This is a genomic window from Vibrio mediterranei (genome assembly GCF_013364395.1).
Taxonomy (GTDB): Bacteria; Pseudomonadota; Gammaproteobacteria; order Enterobacterales; family Vibrionaceae; genus Vibrio; species Vibrio mediterranei.
In genome coordinates this window covers 2399323-2416660 of sequence record NZ_JABXGK010000001.1, presented here as the reverse complement: position 1 = coordinate 2416660, position 17338 = coordinate 2399323, and the positions used below count along the sequence as shown (strand labels likewise).

Annotated in this window: 12 protein-coding genes; 9 read left to right on the top strand and 3 right to left on the bottom strand. The window is 44.5% G+C overall.

Features of this window, described 5'->3' with window-relative positions; genetic code table 11:
- Positions 1–8 precede the first annotated feature (8 nt).
- The 4 genes from nirB to HOP38_RS11195 all read left to right on the top strand — a co-directional run bounded on the left by nirB (position 9) and on the right by HOP38_RS11195 (position 6324).
- Positions 9–2564, top strand: coding sequence for a nitrite reductase large subunit NirB (gene nirB, locus HOP38_RS11210; protein WP_198558076.1), 2556 nt, complete (start codon positions 9–11; stop codon positions 2562–2564).
- Positions 2565–2615: 51 nt separating this feature from the next.
- Positions 2616–2954: a nitrite reductase small subunit NirD gene (gene nirD / locus HOP38_RS11205; protein ID WP_006072963.1), complete on the top strand. Its 339-nt coding sequence runs from the start codon at positions 2616–2618 to the stop codon at positions 2952–2954.
- 55 nt (positions 2955–3009) lie between these two features.
- Entirely contained in the window at positions 3010–4479 is a 1470-nt protein-coding gene (locus HOP38_RS11200; protein WP_124939997.1) for a NarK family nitrate/nitrite MFS transporter, read from the top strand.
- 96 nt (positions 4480–4575) lie between these two features.
- On the top strand, positions 4576–6324 hold the full coding sequence (locus HOP38_RS11195; RefSeq protein WP_124939996.1) for a bifunctional protein-serine/threonine kinase/phosphatase: 1749 nt from the start codon (positions 4576–4578) through the stop codon (positions 6322–6324).
- Positions 6325–6328: 4 nt separating this feature from the next.
- Here the strand turns inward: HOP38_RS11195 and HOP38_RS11190 are convergent, their stop codons facing one another.
- On the bottom strand, positions 6329–6586 hold the full coding sequence (locus HOP38_RS11190; RefSeq protein WP_198558075.1) for a hypothetical protein: 258 nt from the start codon (positions 6584–6586) through the stop codon (positions 6329–6331).
- Between the two features lie 253 nt (positions 6587–6839).
- Between HOP38_RS11190 and HOP38_RS11185 the strand changes: the two genes are divergently transcribed.
- The 4 genes from HOP38_RS11185 to udp all read left to right on the top strand — a co-directional run bounded on the left by HOP38_RS11185 (position 6840) and on the right by udp (position 12189).
- Positions 6840–7256 (top strand): CBS domain-containing protein, encoded by a 417-nt coding sequence (locus HOP38_RS11185; protein ID WP_006072967.1) that lies wholly within the window; start codon positions 6840–6842, stop codon positions 7254–7256.
- A 71-nt stretch (positions 7257–7327) separates the two neighbouring features.
- On the top strand, positions 7328–8794 hold the full coding sequence (locus tag HOP38_RS11180; RefSeq protein WP_006072968.1) for an MATE family efflux transporter: 1467 nt from the start codon (positions 7328–7330) through the stop codon (positions 8792–8794).
- 70 nt (positions 8795–8864) lie between these two features.
- Positions 8865–11177: a zinc/cadmium/mercury/lead-transporting ATPase gene (locus HOP38_RS11175; protein ID WP_198558074.1), complete on the top strand. Its 2313-nt coding sequence runs from the start codon at positions 8865–8867 to the stop codon at positions 11175–11177.
- 253 nt (positions 11178–11430) lie between these two features.
- Complete coding sequence (udp, locus tag HOP38_RS11170; RefSeq protein ID WP_006072970.1) at positions 11431–12189, top strand: uridine phosphorylase; 759 nt, start codon at positions 11431–11433, stop codon at positions 12187–12189.
- 67 nt (positions 12190–12256) lie between these two features.
- Here the strand turns inward: udp and HOP38_RS11165 are convergent, their stop codons facing one another.
- Positions 12257–13513 (bottom strand): MFS transporter, encoded by a 1257-nt coding sequence (locus HOP38_RS11165; RefSeq protein WP_006072971.1) that lies wholly within the window; start codon positions 13511–13513, stop codon positions 12257–12259.
- Positions 13514–14156: 643 nt separating this feature from the next.
- Positions 14157–15683: a diaminopimelate decarboxylase family protein gene (locus tag HOP38_RS11160; protein ID WP_198558073.1), complete on the bottom strand. Its 1527-nt coding sequence runs from the start codon at positions 15681–15683 to the stop codon at positions 14157–14159.
- A 683-nt stretch (positions 15684–16366) separates the two neighbouring features.
- On the opposite strand from HOP38_RS11160, the gene HOP38_RS11155 reads away from it, so the two are divergent.
- Positions 16367–17302, top strand: a complete 936-nt coding sequence (locus HOP38_RS11155; protein ID WP_031494278.1) for a bifunctional enoyl-CoA hydratase/phosphate acetyltransferase — start codon at positions 16367–16369, stop codon at positions 17300–17302.
- Positions 17303–17338 lie beyond the last annotated feature (36 nt).

Here is a 17338-nt window from a genome sequence, read left to right as displayed (position 1 = left end):
GAAGCCTTATGAAAACACAAAGGATTGTGGTGGTCGGCAATGGAATGGTAGGCCACAAGTTCATTGATAGCGTGATTGCTGCAAATGATGAGTCAGCGCAAATTATCACGTTTTCAGAAGAGTCGCGACTTGCTTATGACCGCGTGCAGCTTACCAGCTATTTTGATGACGACAAAGGTGCTGAGCACCTTGCCCTCACCGATGAAACTTACTATCAGAATCATGGGGTTAACTATGTCTTAAACGACAAAGTTGTCTCGATTGATACAGACCAAAAGCAGGTAACAACCGAGAGTGGGCGTCAAGAGAGTTACGATAAGTTGGTACTTGCCACGGGTTCATTTCCTTTTGTACCGCCCATTTCTGGTAATGACCAAGAACACTGTTATGTTTATCGCACCATTGAAGACCTAGATGCCATCGAGTCGGGCAGTAAAGTCAGTAAAACAGGCGTCGTTGTCGGAGGTGGATTACTCGGCTTGGAGGCCGCTAACGCGATTAAAAACCTTGGTTTAGATACGCATGTGGTGGAGTTTGCCCCGCGTCTAATGGCAGTGCAGCTTGATGAAGGTGGCGGCGCATTGCTGCGCAGGAAAATTGAAAATTTAGGCGTATCGGTGCACACCGATAAAGCGACGACTGAAATTATTGCAGGTGAGCAGGCTCGCTATCGAATGAATTTTGCTGATGGTACTTACCTTGAAACCGACCTTATTGTCTTTTCGGCCGGCATTCGTCCTCAAGATGAGTTAGCGCGTCAAGCAGATATTGAGATAGGGCCGCGCGGCGGAATAGTGATTGATGATCAATGCCGCACCAGCGTCGAGGATATCTATGCGATTGGCGAATGTGCGTTGTGGCAAAATCAGATCTTCGGGCTTGTTGCACCGGGTTATCAAATGGCAAAAGTCGCAGCTAGCCAAATTGTCGATTCATTGGAGCCACTGGCATTTACTGGTGCCGATATGAGCACCAAACTTAAATTGTTGGGCGTTGATGTTGCGAGTATCGGTGAGGTTCACGGCAAGACAGTTGGTGCGCAGTCATACACCTACAATGACGAAATTGAGCAAGTCTACAAGCGGCTAATTGTGTCTGAGGATGGCAGTAAAATTGTAGGTGCTGTTTTGGTAGGGGATGCTGATGCCTACGGCAGCTTATTGCAACTCAAACAAAACGACATGGCTCTCCCAGACAGTCCATCGGTATTAATCTTGCCTAATGTGGCTGACGATAGCTCAGCAGGACTCGGCGTGGATGCTTTGCCTGACTCTGCGGTGATCTGCTCCTGTTTTGATGTGACAAAGGGTGATATCAAACAAGCGGTGGCGAGCGGTTGTAACACGATGGCTGCGCTAAAAGATACCACTAATGCATCGACAGGATGTGGTGGCTGTTCAGCGTTAGCAAAACAAGTACTCGATAGTGAGCTGATGAACCTCGGCGTGGAAGTGAACAACGATATTTGTGAGCACTTTGCCTATTCCCGTCAAGAACTCAGCGACATTATTCGCGTTAACCAAATTAAGACGTTTGATGAATTACTATCGAGCCATGGCTCTGGGTTGGGGTGTGAGATTTGCAAGCCAACAGTGGGCTCAATTTTAGCGTCGTTTTGGAATGACTATATTCTAGAAGAGCAACACATGGAGCTCCAAGATACCAACGATATCTATCTAGGTAATATGCAAAAAGATGGAACATATTCGGTGGTTCCTCGTATCGCTGGTGGTGAAATCACACCAGATAAATTGATTGTACTTGGTCAGGTAGCTAAAGATTTCGACCTGTACACCAAGATTACCGGAGGTCAACGTGTTGACTTGTTTGGGGCACAACTCAATGAGTTGCCTTTGATTTGGAAACGATTGGTGGAAGCTGGATTTGAAACCGGACACGCTTATGGCAAATCGGTACGAACGGTGAAATCGTGTGTCGGGAGCACATGGTGCCGCTATGGTGTCGGTGACAGTGTAGGTTTAGCTATCGACATTGAAAATCGTTACAAAGGACTAAGATCGCCTCACAAACTGAAGTTCGCTGTCTCAGGCTGTACTCGTGAGTGTGCAGAAGCTCAGTCGAAAGACATTGGTGTGATTGCCTCCGACAAAGGTTGGAACTTGTATGTGTGTGGTAATGGTGGAATGCGTCCTCGTCACGCCGACTTGCTAGCCACTGATCTTGATGAACAAACACTGATTCGCTATATCGACCGTCTATTGATGTTTTACGTCCGCACTGCAGACCGTTTACAACGAACTTCTGTGTGGCTTGAAAACCTAGAAGGTGGCATTGAATACCTAAAACAAGTGATTGTCGATGACAAATTGCAACTCGCCGATGAGCTGGAAAAAGACATGGCTACCAATGTCGGTAAGTATCAGTGTGAGTGGAAAACCACACTCGAAAATCCAGAGAAACTAAAACGATTCCAACACTTTATTAATACCGATGAGCTGGATGGTAACCTTCAGTTTGTCAATATTCGCCAACAAAGATTCCCAACTAATAATAAGAAACAAGCGCTTGTTTTGGAGCAACGTATTGATGTTGTTGAAGTTTAACGACGTTGCCTCGCTATAGGCGAATGAAATTTGATAGTTAAGGAGAAGAATATGAGTCAGTGGTTAACTGTTTGCTCAACTGATGACTTAGTACCCCATACCGGAGTGTGTGCTAAAGTCGAAGATAAACAGGTCGCTATTTTCTATTGTCAGCGTAGCGACCAACTGTACGCGCTTTGCAATTACGATCCTTTTGGCCATGCCTATGTGATGTCTCGCGGCATTATGGGCTCGCTAGATGGCCAACCTTGTGTGGCTTCACCGCTTTACAAGCAGCACTTTAACTTACAAACGGGTGTCTGCATTGAAGAGCCAGAGGTCCAACTGACTCGGTTTGATGTACGAGTCAGTGGTAATGATGTTCAACTCAAGTTGCCACTTGCAGCTTAACTCTTCGTGTACAAGGAAACTTGATCAACACATTGATCAGTAAAAGGAATTTGTTATGGAAAGCACTAAATTTAATTTGTTTTCGTTTTCTGGGAAGATGAAAACACTGCACTTAAGCTGGATGGCCTTTTTTATTACCTTTGTGGTTTGGTTTAACTTTGCACCATTACTTCAAATGGTAAAAACGTCATTGGGCTTATCAACACAAGAGATCAAAACCTTACTTATCCTCAACGTGGCGCTGACGATACCAGCGAGGGTAATCATTGGTATGTTGACCGACAAATATGGTCCACGTCTGGTCTACTCCGCATTGTTGGCAATATGTTCTATTCCATGTTTTGTTTTTGCGTTGTCAGATTCATTTATTCAAGCGGCTATCGCTCGTTTCCTATTAGGTTTTATTGGTGCAGGGTTTGTTATTGGTATTCGTTTAGTATCTGAGTGGTTCCCACATGATGAACTGGGTACTGCGGAAGGTATTTATGGTGGTTGGGGCAACTTTGGCTCAGCGGCGGCGGCTTTCACTTTACCAACCTTGGCTCTGATGTTTGGTGGTGACGACGGATGGCGCTATGCCGTTGGTGTGACGGGCCTAATGAGCTTGGTGTTCTCAGTCATTTTTTATCGCAACGTTCAAGATACGCCAAAAGGATCGACTTACTTTAAACCTAAACATTTAGCTGCGATGGAAGTGACATCGAAAGGGGACTTTTTCTTCCTGTTGATCATGAAGATCCCTATGTATGCTGCACTCGCGCTACTCGCTTGGAAACTTGCGCCATCGAATATTGGTATGTTGAGTGACACTGTGGTTAACACCTTCTATGTGGGCTTAGTAGTCCTATACGGATACGAAGTTTCTCAAGTATGGAAGGTCAACAAATCTATCTTCTCTAAGCCAGTTCCGGAGATGCATCAATATAAGTTTAAGCAAGTAGCGGTGTTGAACGTTTTGTATTTTGCCACGTTCGGCTCGGAGTTGGCGGTGGTCTCGATGTTACCTCTGTTCTTCTCTGAAACGTTTGAACTGACGCCTGTTTTAGCCGGTATGGTGGCTTCAGCTTATGCCTTTATGAACTTAATGTCGCGTCCTGGTGGCGGTTGGATCTCAGATAAATTTGGTCGTAAATCGACATTGTTAATTCTAACAGCAGGTTTGGCTGTGGGTTATTTCATGATGGGCCAGGTCAACAGTGAGTGGCCGTTGTGGCTTGCAGTATGCGCAGCCATGGTTTGTTCATTCTTTGTTCAAGCTGGTGAGGGTGCAGTATTTGCGACGGTGCCATTAATCAAGCGCCGCATGACAGGTCAAATCGCTGGAATGACAGGCGCTTACGGAAATGTCGGTGCTGTGGTTTACCTGACGGTTCTGTCGTTTGTTGACTATCAAACCTTCTTCTATGTTATCGCGGGTACAGCGGTTCTTGGTTTCGCAACTTTGATGTTTATGGAAGAACCCAGCGGTCAAATAGCAGAGGTAAACGAAGATGGTAGTGTAACGTTAATCAACGTATCTCATTAATGGTAATCGGGGAGTGAGCACTTAGCGTGCTCACTCGTTCAAAAGCTCTGCTTGCACAGAGCTTTTGTTCTCCGAAGGTTTAATTAGGGAATGATTATGGGATTACCGCTTAACCATCCACAAACGCTGACGACATCATACGGCGGCGTGTCTTCTGCTGGTACTCGAAGCGAAAACCAAGATGCGTTTGTGGTTCGAGAGCCAAAACTACAAAGTGAGTTGGAAACCAAGGGTATGCTTGCTTGCATTGCCGATGGTGTGAGTTGCAGTGAACACGGGCAGAAAGCCAGTCACACCAGTGTGATGCAGTTTGTCGCCGATTATTATGCAACGCCAGAAAGTTGGAGCGTTCGGCGTTCGGCCATTCAGGTATTGACGTCATTGAATACTTGGCTATATGAACAGAGTCTAAAGCAACCGCTGAAGCATAATGGACTGGTTACCACCTTTAGTGCCGTTGTCGTCAAATCCAATACGGCGTATCTATTTCATGTGGGTGATAGCCGAATCTATTTGCTTAGACAAGGCAAACTCCGTTTGTTAACCAGAGATCATCAGCGGACCAACATCGGTAAAGCGGCGTACCTAACTCGCGCTTTAGGCATGGATAGCAAATTGGAGGTCGATTTTCAGACCGTAGCCGTCGAAACTGGCGATCTTTTCTTGCTCTCAACCGACGGGGTACATGATTTCATCACTGAGAAACAGTTGGTCAACGTTATCCAAAATCACCTCCAAGGCTTTGAGACACGAAGCCAAGCATTGACGGATCTTGCCATAGAAAATGGTAGCCAAGACAATGTCACCAGCTTATTGGTTTCTATCGATCATGTTCCCAACCTAACATTGCATGAGTTTCAACAACAATCACTTAACCAAGTGGTGCCACCCCCGCTTAAAGTGAACAACAGAATTGATAGTTACACGGTGACAAAAGTACTTCATGCTGGAACTCGAAGCCATGTTTATGAGGTGCGGCAGGAACAGACGGATCAGAAGTATATTCTCAAAGCGCCTTCTTTACTGCATGTGGAAGATAAACAGGCTCTACTCGACATTAGTAATGAGTATTGGGTGGGAACGCATGTGAATAGCCATCGAATCATGCGTACTTATCCACGACCTGCTAATTCTCCCTTTCTCTACTTACTATGTGAGCCGATAGAAGGGATCACGTTGAGGCAGTGGATGCTTGATAATCCGACGCCCAGTTTAGACTCTGTGAGGAGTATTGTTTCTGAGATAGTAAAAGCGGTGCGAGTGTTGCAACGGTTAGATATGGTACATCGCGACTTAAAGCCGGAAAATGTGATGATATCAGAGTCGCTGCAAGTGACCTTGATTGATTTGGGGTCTGTTTCGGTAAAGGGCTTAGACGAAGCAAGACAAGAACAATGTGCTCAAATGCCTAAAGGCGCGGCGAATTATATTGCCCCTGAGTATTTGAATGGCAACGAAGCGACAACTGTATCCGATTTATTTTCTGTCGCGGTAATGACGTATGAAATGCTGTCTGGCACGCTTCCCTATAAAGCGGCGATTGCACGTAGTGTCGACAGTGCACGCCATCAACAGTGGAAGTATCAGAGTATTCAAATCACCAATCCTGAACTCCCCCTATGGTTGGATATGGCCTTAAAGAAGGCTTGTCATCACAATCCGCAACATCGTCATCAAGCGTTGGGAGAGTTCTTATTGGATTTGAGCCAGCCGAATAAAGCGTTAATGAAGCAATATGAGACGAGCCCGCTCATTAAAAAGCACCCATTGCTCTTTTGGAAGGGAGCGACAGCATTGCTTGCATTATTGGCCGCCATCGAGTTGATGCTATTAATGATTCAATAGCTGTTTATTTGACGCGCATAAGCTGGTGTTTAGTGCGACCAAGTTCAAACACTAAGATTTGTGAGCGCTTCATGCTCTCGACTTTACTCAGCATCTCTTGATCGTAGCCTTTGCCTTTCATCCAAGACAACGGAGACGAGAACTGATCTTCATTGACCACATATGACTGGTCTTTGAGTATGGACTCGGAAACATGGACTACCCAAATGCGAGAGCGAAATTCGACCGCATTCGCAAGAGAATTGAGAAGTTTTTCTAGCATGAAAATGACTCAGTGCATTGAGTTAACAGACAATAAGGCGACCGATTGTTACAAAAATCTTAACAATAAGATAGGCAAAACAAGAAAATTCGTCTTACGCTTAATTTAAACGGGACAAACAATTCTTACTTAACATCATGGATTGATAGGTAATGTCTATTACAAGAATCGTAGAATCCCATTTAGCAATATTGAAAATTTGGACAACAATAAACTTATCAAGATTAAGTTATTGGGGCTGAAGGAGATCGCCATGGAATCGCTAAAAGTTAAAGACTACATGACTCAAAGAACGGTGACCTTTACACAAGACATGTCATTGAGTGCTGCGCTTGATAAAGTCATGCAATCTAACCACCTTGGTGGTCCAGTTATTAATGAACGCGAACAAGTTATTGGCTTTATTTCGGAACAAGACTTGCTCGACAAGTTGGTTAAAGTTAGCTATCACTGTCAAGACACGCATACTGTTGGAGATTGTATGCATCAAGAGGTGCTGTCAGTGACACCTGAAACGTCCATCATTGAACTCGCAGATATGATGAAGGTCGGTAAACCGAAAGTCTATCCTGTTATCGACAATGGAAGATTGGTAGGGACGATTACTCGCCGCGATGTACTTCGAGCCATCGGCAAAAATATTGAAGCGTGCTTCAAACATCCTGTGTAAACTAAACAATATTCCCCTATGGGCGCTTCGGCGCCCTTTATTGTTTGTTGCATGTAAATAAAAGGACTGATATGGCGGACCAATCGGCTAAATTCGTTGAAGGATCAACCATGAGGCATATCCTGGTGATGTCAGGAACCTCAACTGTCGGAATCATGGCGATATTCATTGTCGATTTACTCGATATGCTGTTCATCAGTATGTTGGGTCAAGCCGAACTGGCTGCTGCGGTTGGGTTCGCTGGTACGTTAACCTTTTTTGCAACCTCCGTTTCTATAGGAACTTCCATTGCTATGGGTGCATTAATGTCCAAAGCGATTGGAGCTAAGAACGTAGATTATGCAAGGCAGATAGGCTCTAGTGTTCTTGTCATCGCATTTATCATTAGCGCGATTGTAACGGCAATAATGTGTGCCTACATTCCAGAACTGCTGACGGCCATCGGTGCAGAAGGGAGAGCACACGAGAGGGCAGAAGCCTACCTTTGGATCTTATTACCGAGTACGCCTCTGATTGCTTTAGGTATGGCTAGTGGTGCAGGTTTGCGAGCTGCGGGTGATGCGAAACGGTCGATGTGGGCAACGCTTGCGGGTGGGATCGTTAACGCTATATTGGATCCTATTTTCATTTTCGGTTTTAATTGGAATGTGGAAGGGGCCGCCGCCGCTTCGGTGGTCGCCCGATTTGCTGTGTTCTATTTCTCGTTTGCACCGTTATTACGTGTTCACAAATTACTAGCCAAACCTACATATTCGAATGTCATTAGTGATGCCAGAGTGATGTTGGCGATCGCTATTCCTGCCATTATTACTAATACCGCAACGCCTATTGGTAATGCGATTGTGACCACTGCTATTGCCCAGTATGGTGAGGATTTTGTTGCTGGGTTTGCGGTAATAGGTCGTCTGACGCCAGTTTGTTTTGCCTTTATCTTTGCGCTGTCTGGGGCTGTTGGGCCTATCGTGGGGCAAAACTATGGAGCGGTAAGAATTGATCGTGTGGAGGAAACGCTAAAGAACTCACTCATCGTGACGACCATCTACACATTAGTGGTTTGCGCTTTATTGTATCTTCTCCAACAGCCGATTATTAACATGTTCTCGTTAACCGGTGATGCATCGCTGATCGTGGCGGCATTTGCGACTTATGTAGCAATTACCTTTGTGTTTAATGGTGTGCTGTTTGTTGCGAATACGTCGTTCAATAATTTGGGTAAGCCACTGTATTCTACCGCACTTAATCTGAGTAAGGCGACTTTAGGTACTTTGCCATTTGTGTACTTAGGCTCATTATGGTTTGGTGCGTTGGGCGTCTTGTATGGACAAGCGGTGGGTAATATCGTGTTTGGGGTGTTAGGTTACATTGTTCTTAAATTCCATATCTCTGAACTGCGTAAGACTGGCGAATGTCAAAGTACAGAAGAAGACCCAAGTTTGGTTTGTGTTAACTCTCAACCATTCAGTACAACAGATCCGGTTATGATTAATGATGTGTCGAAAGTTGAGGAGCAGTTAGAGTCGCCAACACTATCAGGGTAAAATTCTTCTTGACCTTGGAGCTAGCTCCAAGGTTTACACTTGGGATGTAGGATAAGCAAAGGAGAATCCCATGTGTACAAAACATAAAGCGTGCAGCTCACAATCTATCAACGCTATTCGTCCCGCGGGTGATGCGTGCAACGCGCCAAAAATCGCACAAGTAACGGCCATTTCTAGCGAGCAATCTGCGGATTGTTGCGACTCAGAGAGCAGTTGCTGTGCGTCAGAACCTGATGAACCTGCCGCCTCCGGTGGGAAAAGTGAATCTGATTCTGGACTATTAAAATCTTGGAAAGTTGTCGGGATGGACTGTCCTGCATGCGCCAGAAAAGTGGAATCAGCAACCAATAAGTTAGCTGGTGTGGTGAGTTCTAAAGTTCTGTTTGCCACTGAAAAGTTGGTGGTTCGAGTTAATGATGCTGCGTTATTTACTCAAGTTGAAGCAGCCGTTGTTGATGCTGGCTTTACTCTGAACGCTCTGGATGGCAGTACCAATGGAGCGCCGCAAGACCAACTAACAGGCTGGAAAAAAACCTTAAAAGACAACTTTCATATCCTTGCTATCTCTACCGGTATGGCGATCGCTGCTGCGTTTAAAGGCAGCTTGCCGCAGTTAAGCGAATGGCTATTCACGCTTACATGTATTCTTGGTCTTATCCCTATTGCCTCAAAGGCATTGAAACTTGCCAAATCTGGTACTCCTTTTGCCATTGAAACACTAATGAGTGTGGCGGCGATTGGTGCTCTGTATCTCGGTGAAACGGTAGAAGCTGCAATGGTTCTGTTACTGTTTCTTATCGGTGAGCGATTGGAAGCGTTTGCTGCTTCTAGAGCGCGCAGTGGTGTCCAAGCGTTAATGTCCTTGGTTCCAGAAGAAGCTACAGTGATTGTAGATGGTGTGCGTCAAACCAAGAGTGCATCGGCACTTGTGCCCGGTGACATTATCGAAGTTGCACCTGGTGATCGTATGCCAGCCGACGGTTCGTTATTGGATGCTAACGCCAGCTTTGATGAAAGTGCATTGACAGGCGAATCGCTCCCTGTCGAACGCCATATCGGTGAGACCGTTATGGCGGGTGCGGTCCTTGCAGACAAAGTTGTGCGACTCATGGTTACGTCCAAACAAGGTGAAAACGCCATTGACCGCATTCTCCACCTCATAGAAGAAGCGGAATCGAGAAAAGCACCAATCGAGCGATTCTTGGACAAATTCAGTCGTTGGTACACACCATTAATGATGTTGGTATCGCTACTAGTAATTATCACGCCGCCTCTTATGTTTGCACAGCCATGGGAAACCTGGGTGTATCGTGGTTTAGCGTTACTGCTAATCGCTTGTCCTTGTGCGCTTGTGATTTCAACACCAGCAGCGATTACGTCAGGTCTTGCCGCGGCAACAAGACGTGGTGCACTGATTAAAGGCGGAGCAGCGTTAGAGCAGTTAGGCAACGTTCAAGCTATTGCATTTGATAAAACGGGTACACTGACGTTAGGCAAACCTCATGTTACTGACGTAGTAGTGACAGCAGATTTGGATACTGAGCAAGTGTTGGCGCTATCTGGCGCGATTGAACAAGGTTCAAGTCATCCTTTAGCAACGTCATTGATTAAGCACGTAGAGCAGCGTGGCATTACTATTCCAGAAGCCCAAGAGAAAAAAGCGCTGGTTGGTGTTGGTATCGAAGGTATTGTTGATGGTAGTAAGTGGATATTAAGCGCACCATCTAAAGTGACTTTTGACATTGCTGATGAGGTGATGGATAAAGTAGTTGAGCTGGAAAATGGCGGTAAAACGGTGGTGGTACTGGCAACAGAAAACACGGTGAAAGGTATCATTGCATGGCAGGATGAAGTTAGAGCGGATACCGCAGAAGCGGTGGAAAAACTCGCTAAACTCGGTATCGATACCATCATGTTGACCGGTGATAATGAGCGAAGCGCACATGCGATAGCAACGCCTCTGGGTATGGATTATAAAGCAAGCTTGTTGCCCGCAGATAAAGTCACCTTTGTAAATGAGTTAGCTCAAGGTCGTCGTGTCGCTATGGTCGGCGATGGCATCAACGATGCACCTGCGATGAAAGCGGCCAATATTGGTATTGCTATGGGTGGGGGGACTGATGTTGCGCTGGAAACGGCTGATGCAGCTTTGACTCATAACCGCTTGAGTGAGCTTCCTGTGATGATCGAACTCTCAAGAGCAACACTCAGTAACATTAAGCAAAATGTTACGTTAGCATTGGGTTTAAAAGGCGTATTCTTAGTCACTAGTCTTTTAGGTATTACAGGGTTATGGGTTGCTGTCTTGGCAGATAGTGGCGCTACCGCCATCGTGACCCTCAACGCACTGAGATTACTGCGTCATAAATCTAAATTTGATTGAATGTCGTATTCAGCTTCGCTGTATTTATAAATAATTCCATCAATAAACCGCCCCTCTGTAGGGCGGTTTTTTTGTGAACAGCAAAGAGTTATTCGTGTAATTTATAGACCGATATGACAATAAAGTGTGATGCAAACCGTTTTTATTTGAAATGTTGATGCTGTTACATTAGTAAAGTGTGATCTGTGTACGTTTATGTTTGGCGTGATCTTATAAGCTTTACCACATATCCAAGAGACAAAAGGAGTCCCCCATGTCCCAAGCTGTTTTCCATCTCGGAGTAAATAAAGAAGATCTACAAGGCGCTACACTAGCGATTATTCCAGGTGACCCAGCTCGAGTTCAAAAGATCGCTGAGTTAATGGATGAGCCAGAGTTTTTGGCTAGTCAACGTGAATACACAGTATACCGTGCAAAACTAGACGGTAAGACGGTTGTTGTTTGTTCGACAGGTATTGGTGGTCCATCAACTTCTATTGCTGTTGAAGAACTGGCTCAATTGGGCGTTCGCACTTTCTTGCGTGTTGGTACGACCGGTGCGATTCAATCTGACGTAAACGTTGGCGACATGATTGTCACCACTGGTTCTGTTCGTCTAGATGGTGCAAGCTTGCATTTTGCTCCTATGGAATTCCCTGCGGTAGCCGATTTCGATGTAGCAACGGCAATGAAAGAAGCAGCAATTGAAGCGGGTTCTACGGTTCATACTGGTGTAACGGCATCAAGTGACACTTTCTACCCTGGCCAAGAGCGCTACGACACCTTCTCAGGCCGTGTTGTTCGTCGTTTCCAAGGTTCTATGGAAGAGTGGCAACAAATGGGCGTACTGAACTTCGAAATGGAGTCGGCAACGCTACTGACTATGTGCGCAAGTTCTGGTCTAAAAGCTGGCTGTGTTGCGGGTGTTATCATCAACCGTACTCAGAAAGAAACGCCTGACCATGATACGTTGAAGCAAGCGGAAACTCGCTCTATCAAAGTGGTTGTAGAGGCTGCGCGTAAGCTTCTTTAAGCATTGATTCAATTAGAAAAGCCTCCTGTTATGGAGGCTTTTTTTTAGTCAAAAATCGCCAAATTTGCTAAGCATGTTTTGTCGAGGTTTGGTGTTTTGCTTCTTTGTTGTCACGAGTGACGGCCCAAATACATACAAAGGCAACTGTTGTTAGTACACCAATGGCGACGGGTAATGCGCTCCAGCTAAACGATTCGACAGTAAAGCCGCTGATCGCGCTGCCAGTTGCAAAACCGATGGAAATGAAGAACATCATTAGCCCTTGCGTATATCCAGCGCCAACTCTTGTTAAGCGGGAAGCGACGGCTGGAGAGCACATGTCTGTCACAGTAATACCTTGTAAATAAATGATGACTAACGCAACAGGAAAAATAATGGTTGGTATGAGTTGGAACTCAGCAATAAAGTAAAGTGCTGCAACAACAACAATAGACGCTACCGTACACAGCCTAAATAGTGCTGCTGGACCAAATTTAGCTGAGAAGCGCTCGGCCATAACGACGACGATTAACCCCAGCACTGCTGAAATTGATAGGCTGGTGGCGGAGACTGCTTCAGATACCGAGAACGCATTTTTCATTAAGTTTGGGAATTGAGCTTGAAACGCGCCTTGACCTGCGCATAATGCTGCGACAGCAAAAAGGAATAGACCGAATTTAGAAAACAGCACACTCAACAGATTCACTTTTTGTTGAGACTCAGCTTTCGCTGCTTCTTCGCGAGCTTTTGCGGTATCAAGTACTCGCTGACCAGCCTGTTTATTAGTCATAAAGGTGATCAAGGCTAATACAGCGACGGTGCCCATCATCGTGTAAAAGCTCGTTTCATAGCCAAACCCTCCATCGGTTAAAGCTGCTAACACGCCACCACCAATCAAAGTACCTATAATAGCGGCTTGTGCCATTCGACCCAGTTTGAGAGCTTCCGTTTTATTGTCATAACCGGCGAAAGCGATAAAGACGGGGTTTAACATTAATAGTGTTGCAGAACCTAGACCAAAGAAAATAGAGCCAATCGCCATCATCGTAAAGTCACTGCCTGAAGCGATGTAGCAGAAACCGGCAATCACATACGCCACCATGCCTAAAAACTGAGCTAATCGATGTGCTTTATATTTGTCTGCTAATAAGCCAATAATAGGAGCTGCAAGACCCGCTACACCGAAGAAGCCCATCGCTAAGCCTGCATTGGCAAAACTGCCGGTTCGCTCTGCGACAAACGCAGGCATTACGATCGGGATAAACACAAGCTGGACAAAGCCATAGGCAAGGTGAGCGGAGAACCAAAGCTCAATGCCCAGTTTATTACATATTTTTTTTAGCATAATCAATCTGCGTTTCCCATTTAGCTTCCCTCGTTCAATCGAAAGAAGATAAAATTTCAACCCGCATCCTTCTAATTAATATTTCAGCCATCGTGGCTGCAATCACACTGATAAGTTTTCAAGAAGTGAATTATTAAAATTAATAAAAAATCTTTTGTTAAAAATATTATTAACAAAAAAACACCTAATAGGATGATAGTCATTCACTTGATAACTGTTACTTAAGTTAGCTAGAGATACTCCTTTTGGATATACCTTAAATAGGTACAAAGTAGTGTTATATATTGCTCTATGTCTCAATATTATTTTCCTAAAATAGTAGCGATAATTAATTGCAAATAGCTTTGTTTATTTGTTAACTATGATGTTTTTGAAATGTTAATTTATATAAATTACTTTCAATGCCAGGTATTGGCTCTATCTATGTGATATTAAGTTGGATTAAAGTAAGTTCTATTAAATAATCGGATGGAAACAGCTGGTATAATTAATGGAAAACCTAACCAATAGAGAAGTAATGTAGGTTTATGTAATTAGTAGACGGGAAGTTTAGATAATAAAAAGGCTTAGCAATAAGCTAAGCCTTTTAAATAGAACAGCTCATATGACAATTGAGAGGTTTCTATTCCTGATACGTTAAAGCTTACGCTTTAGCGGTTTTCTTTTTAGCGATTTCTGCTTTGGCCTTCTTAAAACGTTCTGGAAGGATTTGAGTAGCGAATACGTCCTCAACTGTTTCTGCACGCTTAATGAGTTCAGCTTGACCATCTTTAACAAGCACGGTTGCTGGACGTGGCAGTGAGTTAAATTGACTCGCTTGAGATTCAGCGTAGTGACCCACATCCATAATTGCTAGCACGTCTTTTGGCTCTAATGCAGGCATTGTTGCAGCGCTTTCCCAGATTGAAGGAATACAGATTGGACCCGCAATTTCTGTTGTTTTCTTAACAAGAGGTTGTGTCATCTTGTTTGCTGGTAGTACAGGGTTCTTCGACTCTTGAGACTCGACTAGCGTTGCTAGATAGGTTGACGCATCAACCATAGTGTAAGTGTAATCCATCTCTTGGTCGTCCTTTACGACGTATACAGATGTCAGTAGAGTACCAATGTTACCTGCAATGTAACGGCCAGGTTCTAGCCATAATTGAGGAACTTCGAAGCCTTCTTTAGTGAACTCTTCTAGCATACCTTCACAGACGATTTTTGCGTAATCTTCGATAGTGTTGGAGTTCATCATATGTTCTTTGCTACGACACTCTGGCTCACGTTCACGAGGCCAACCACCACCTAGGTCCACTTGGAAAGGTTGTACACCACATTCACGAGAGATCTCGATTATGTTACGTGCATACTCACGGTATAGCGCATCCCAACCTTCAGGCTGCTTAGAGAAGCGACCTAGGTGAGTATGGAAGCCGTAGAATTCGAAGATATCGATTTCTTTAACGCGGTTGATGATTTTCTTCGCTTCTTCTTTAAGAAGACCGAATTTAATCCACTTCATCGCACCGATAAAGTTAGGGAACGGGTAGGCGTCTGGTTCGAAGTCGTTGAAGAAATCTTCAGGGATGACTTTTAGGCGTACCGCGATACGTACTTTCTCAGCAGGCTTCACTTCACGAGCGATACGCTCAACAATCTCGATCTCTTCGTAAGAATCTAGGTGGATAGCGTAGCCGTATTCAATGGCTTTGCGGATGGCAAGCTCAGGTTTCACTGTACCGTTTAGTGCGATAGTTTTTGGATCAGCGCCCGCAATGTGAGTCGCTTCAACTTCACCGGGACCGAAACAGTCGCCACCAACACCTTCCTCATTACAGATAGCGCGAACCGCAAAGTTTGTGTTCGATTTGATAGCAAACATAACGTTTACAGGTTTTGGCCAGTAGTTCCCGAAGGCGTTTTTCACACGGCGTAAGTTACCACGCAGTGTGTCTTCGCTTAGAACGAATAGCGGGCTGCCATATTGTTCAATAAGGTCAGTCGCTTTACAACCACCAATCAATAGATCGTCGCCCTGTGTGGTTAACTCGTCAGTTGGAGTCAATAGGTTGTTTAGACGCTCAGCGTAGTTTTGGTTAGCTTTGTGCTCTGCAAGTAGTTGTTTTTGTTCTTCAAGAACAACGCTAAGGTTGTTTACACTTTCTTCTAAGCGGTTTTGAATTGTCATCTTCGACCCTTACTATTTAGTCAATGATTATCATGAAGTTACATTCGATTTATTTACGGAGTTTTGGACTCTACAAAGGCTCGAATGCGGTATTGATTTGTTGCTGTTGAGTATATTCTTGGGCGTTGTCCCCAAGCACATCACTCAGCGTCAAAAAAACTTACGCTAGCGAAAAATAACAACTTGCATCAGGAAGCAAAATCATTCCTCTGGTGAATGAATGTGGCTTTCTGACTTTGGTGTTGAAGTGGTTATTAGAGCGTGACAATCCATAAATGCCACTAATAAAGGCAATAACCAGTAATTGTTACCTATTCGCTCTAAAGTAAATTACTCGGTTACTTTGTAGTGTTACCTAAGGCTAGGACAGTAAAAAGTCTATTTTTCTACGCGAAAATATAAGTTGTTTTTGTGATGAAGATCGCCAGTTATAGCCCTGGTTGATACTTCATTGTTTTAATTATTCATCGTCAAATCATTGTTACCGTAAAACGGTCAAAAAACCTGACTCTGAGTGAAGTTTATTTCGACGATACCTGAGATAGATTAATTCCATCCTTTGAAAGGGTTAAAAATAGTCTCAATTTATTGCTCCACAATAATTGATTACTCCCTTTGATGAATATTTATCGAAGATAAAAAGAAGGTTGTTTCCTTCTTCTTAATTAAAAGGTATCGCCCCTATGTACAATAAAGATTTCTTTATTCAGCAAGCTAAAAAGTTCGGCAAGAAGCAACGTATGGTTGTTGCGGCAGCGCACGATGATGCAACGCTTGATGCAGCAAACAATGCATTCCAAGAAGGTATGGCAGACGTCATTCTTGTTGGAGAGCGCGCGTTAATTAACGAAGCAGCGGCGAAAGCAAATGTTGACCTAGCCAACTTTGAGATCATCGAAGCCGACGGTCTTGAAGCAATTGCAACCGCATCAGTTTCAGCTATTGCAGAAGGTAAAGGCGACCTACTAATGAAGGGTCTTATTGACACTTCTGTTCTACTTAAAGAAGTCCTAAAGAAAGAACACGGCCTTCGTACTGGTAATGTACTTAGCCATGCTGGCGTTCTATTCAAAGAAGGTGGCGACAGCTTCCACGTATTTACTGACGCAGCGATGAACATCATGCCTACGCTTGAGCAAAAAGCGGGCATCATCAAAAACGCTGTAAGCCTAGCGCACTCTGTAGGTATCGAAGAGCCTAAAGTCGCTAATCTATGTGCGAAAGAGAAGCCATACGACAAGATGCCAGCGACGATGGACGCGGCAGAGCTTCAAAAAATGAACCAAAACGGTGAAATCGAAGGTTGTATCGTTTCTGGTCCTATCTCTTTAGATATCGCGGTATCTCAGTACGCTGCAAACCTAAAAGGTTATGAGTCTCCAGTAGCGGGCAACGCCGATATCCTAATGGTTCCAAACATCGAAGTAGGCAACGTGTTTGCGAAAGCACTTCAGTACATGGCTGGATTTAGCATGGCGGGTGTTCTACTTGGTGCTCGTATTCCTGTTGTTCTTGTGTCTCGCGCTGACGGCGAAGCAGAGAAGACAGTCTCTATCGCGCTTGCTTGTTCTGTTGCTGCAATGAGCCAACAGAAAACAGCCGCAGAAGCGTCTGCTTAATCATAAATAGCAATAACTAAATTAGGTTTATAAGTG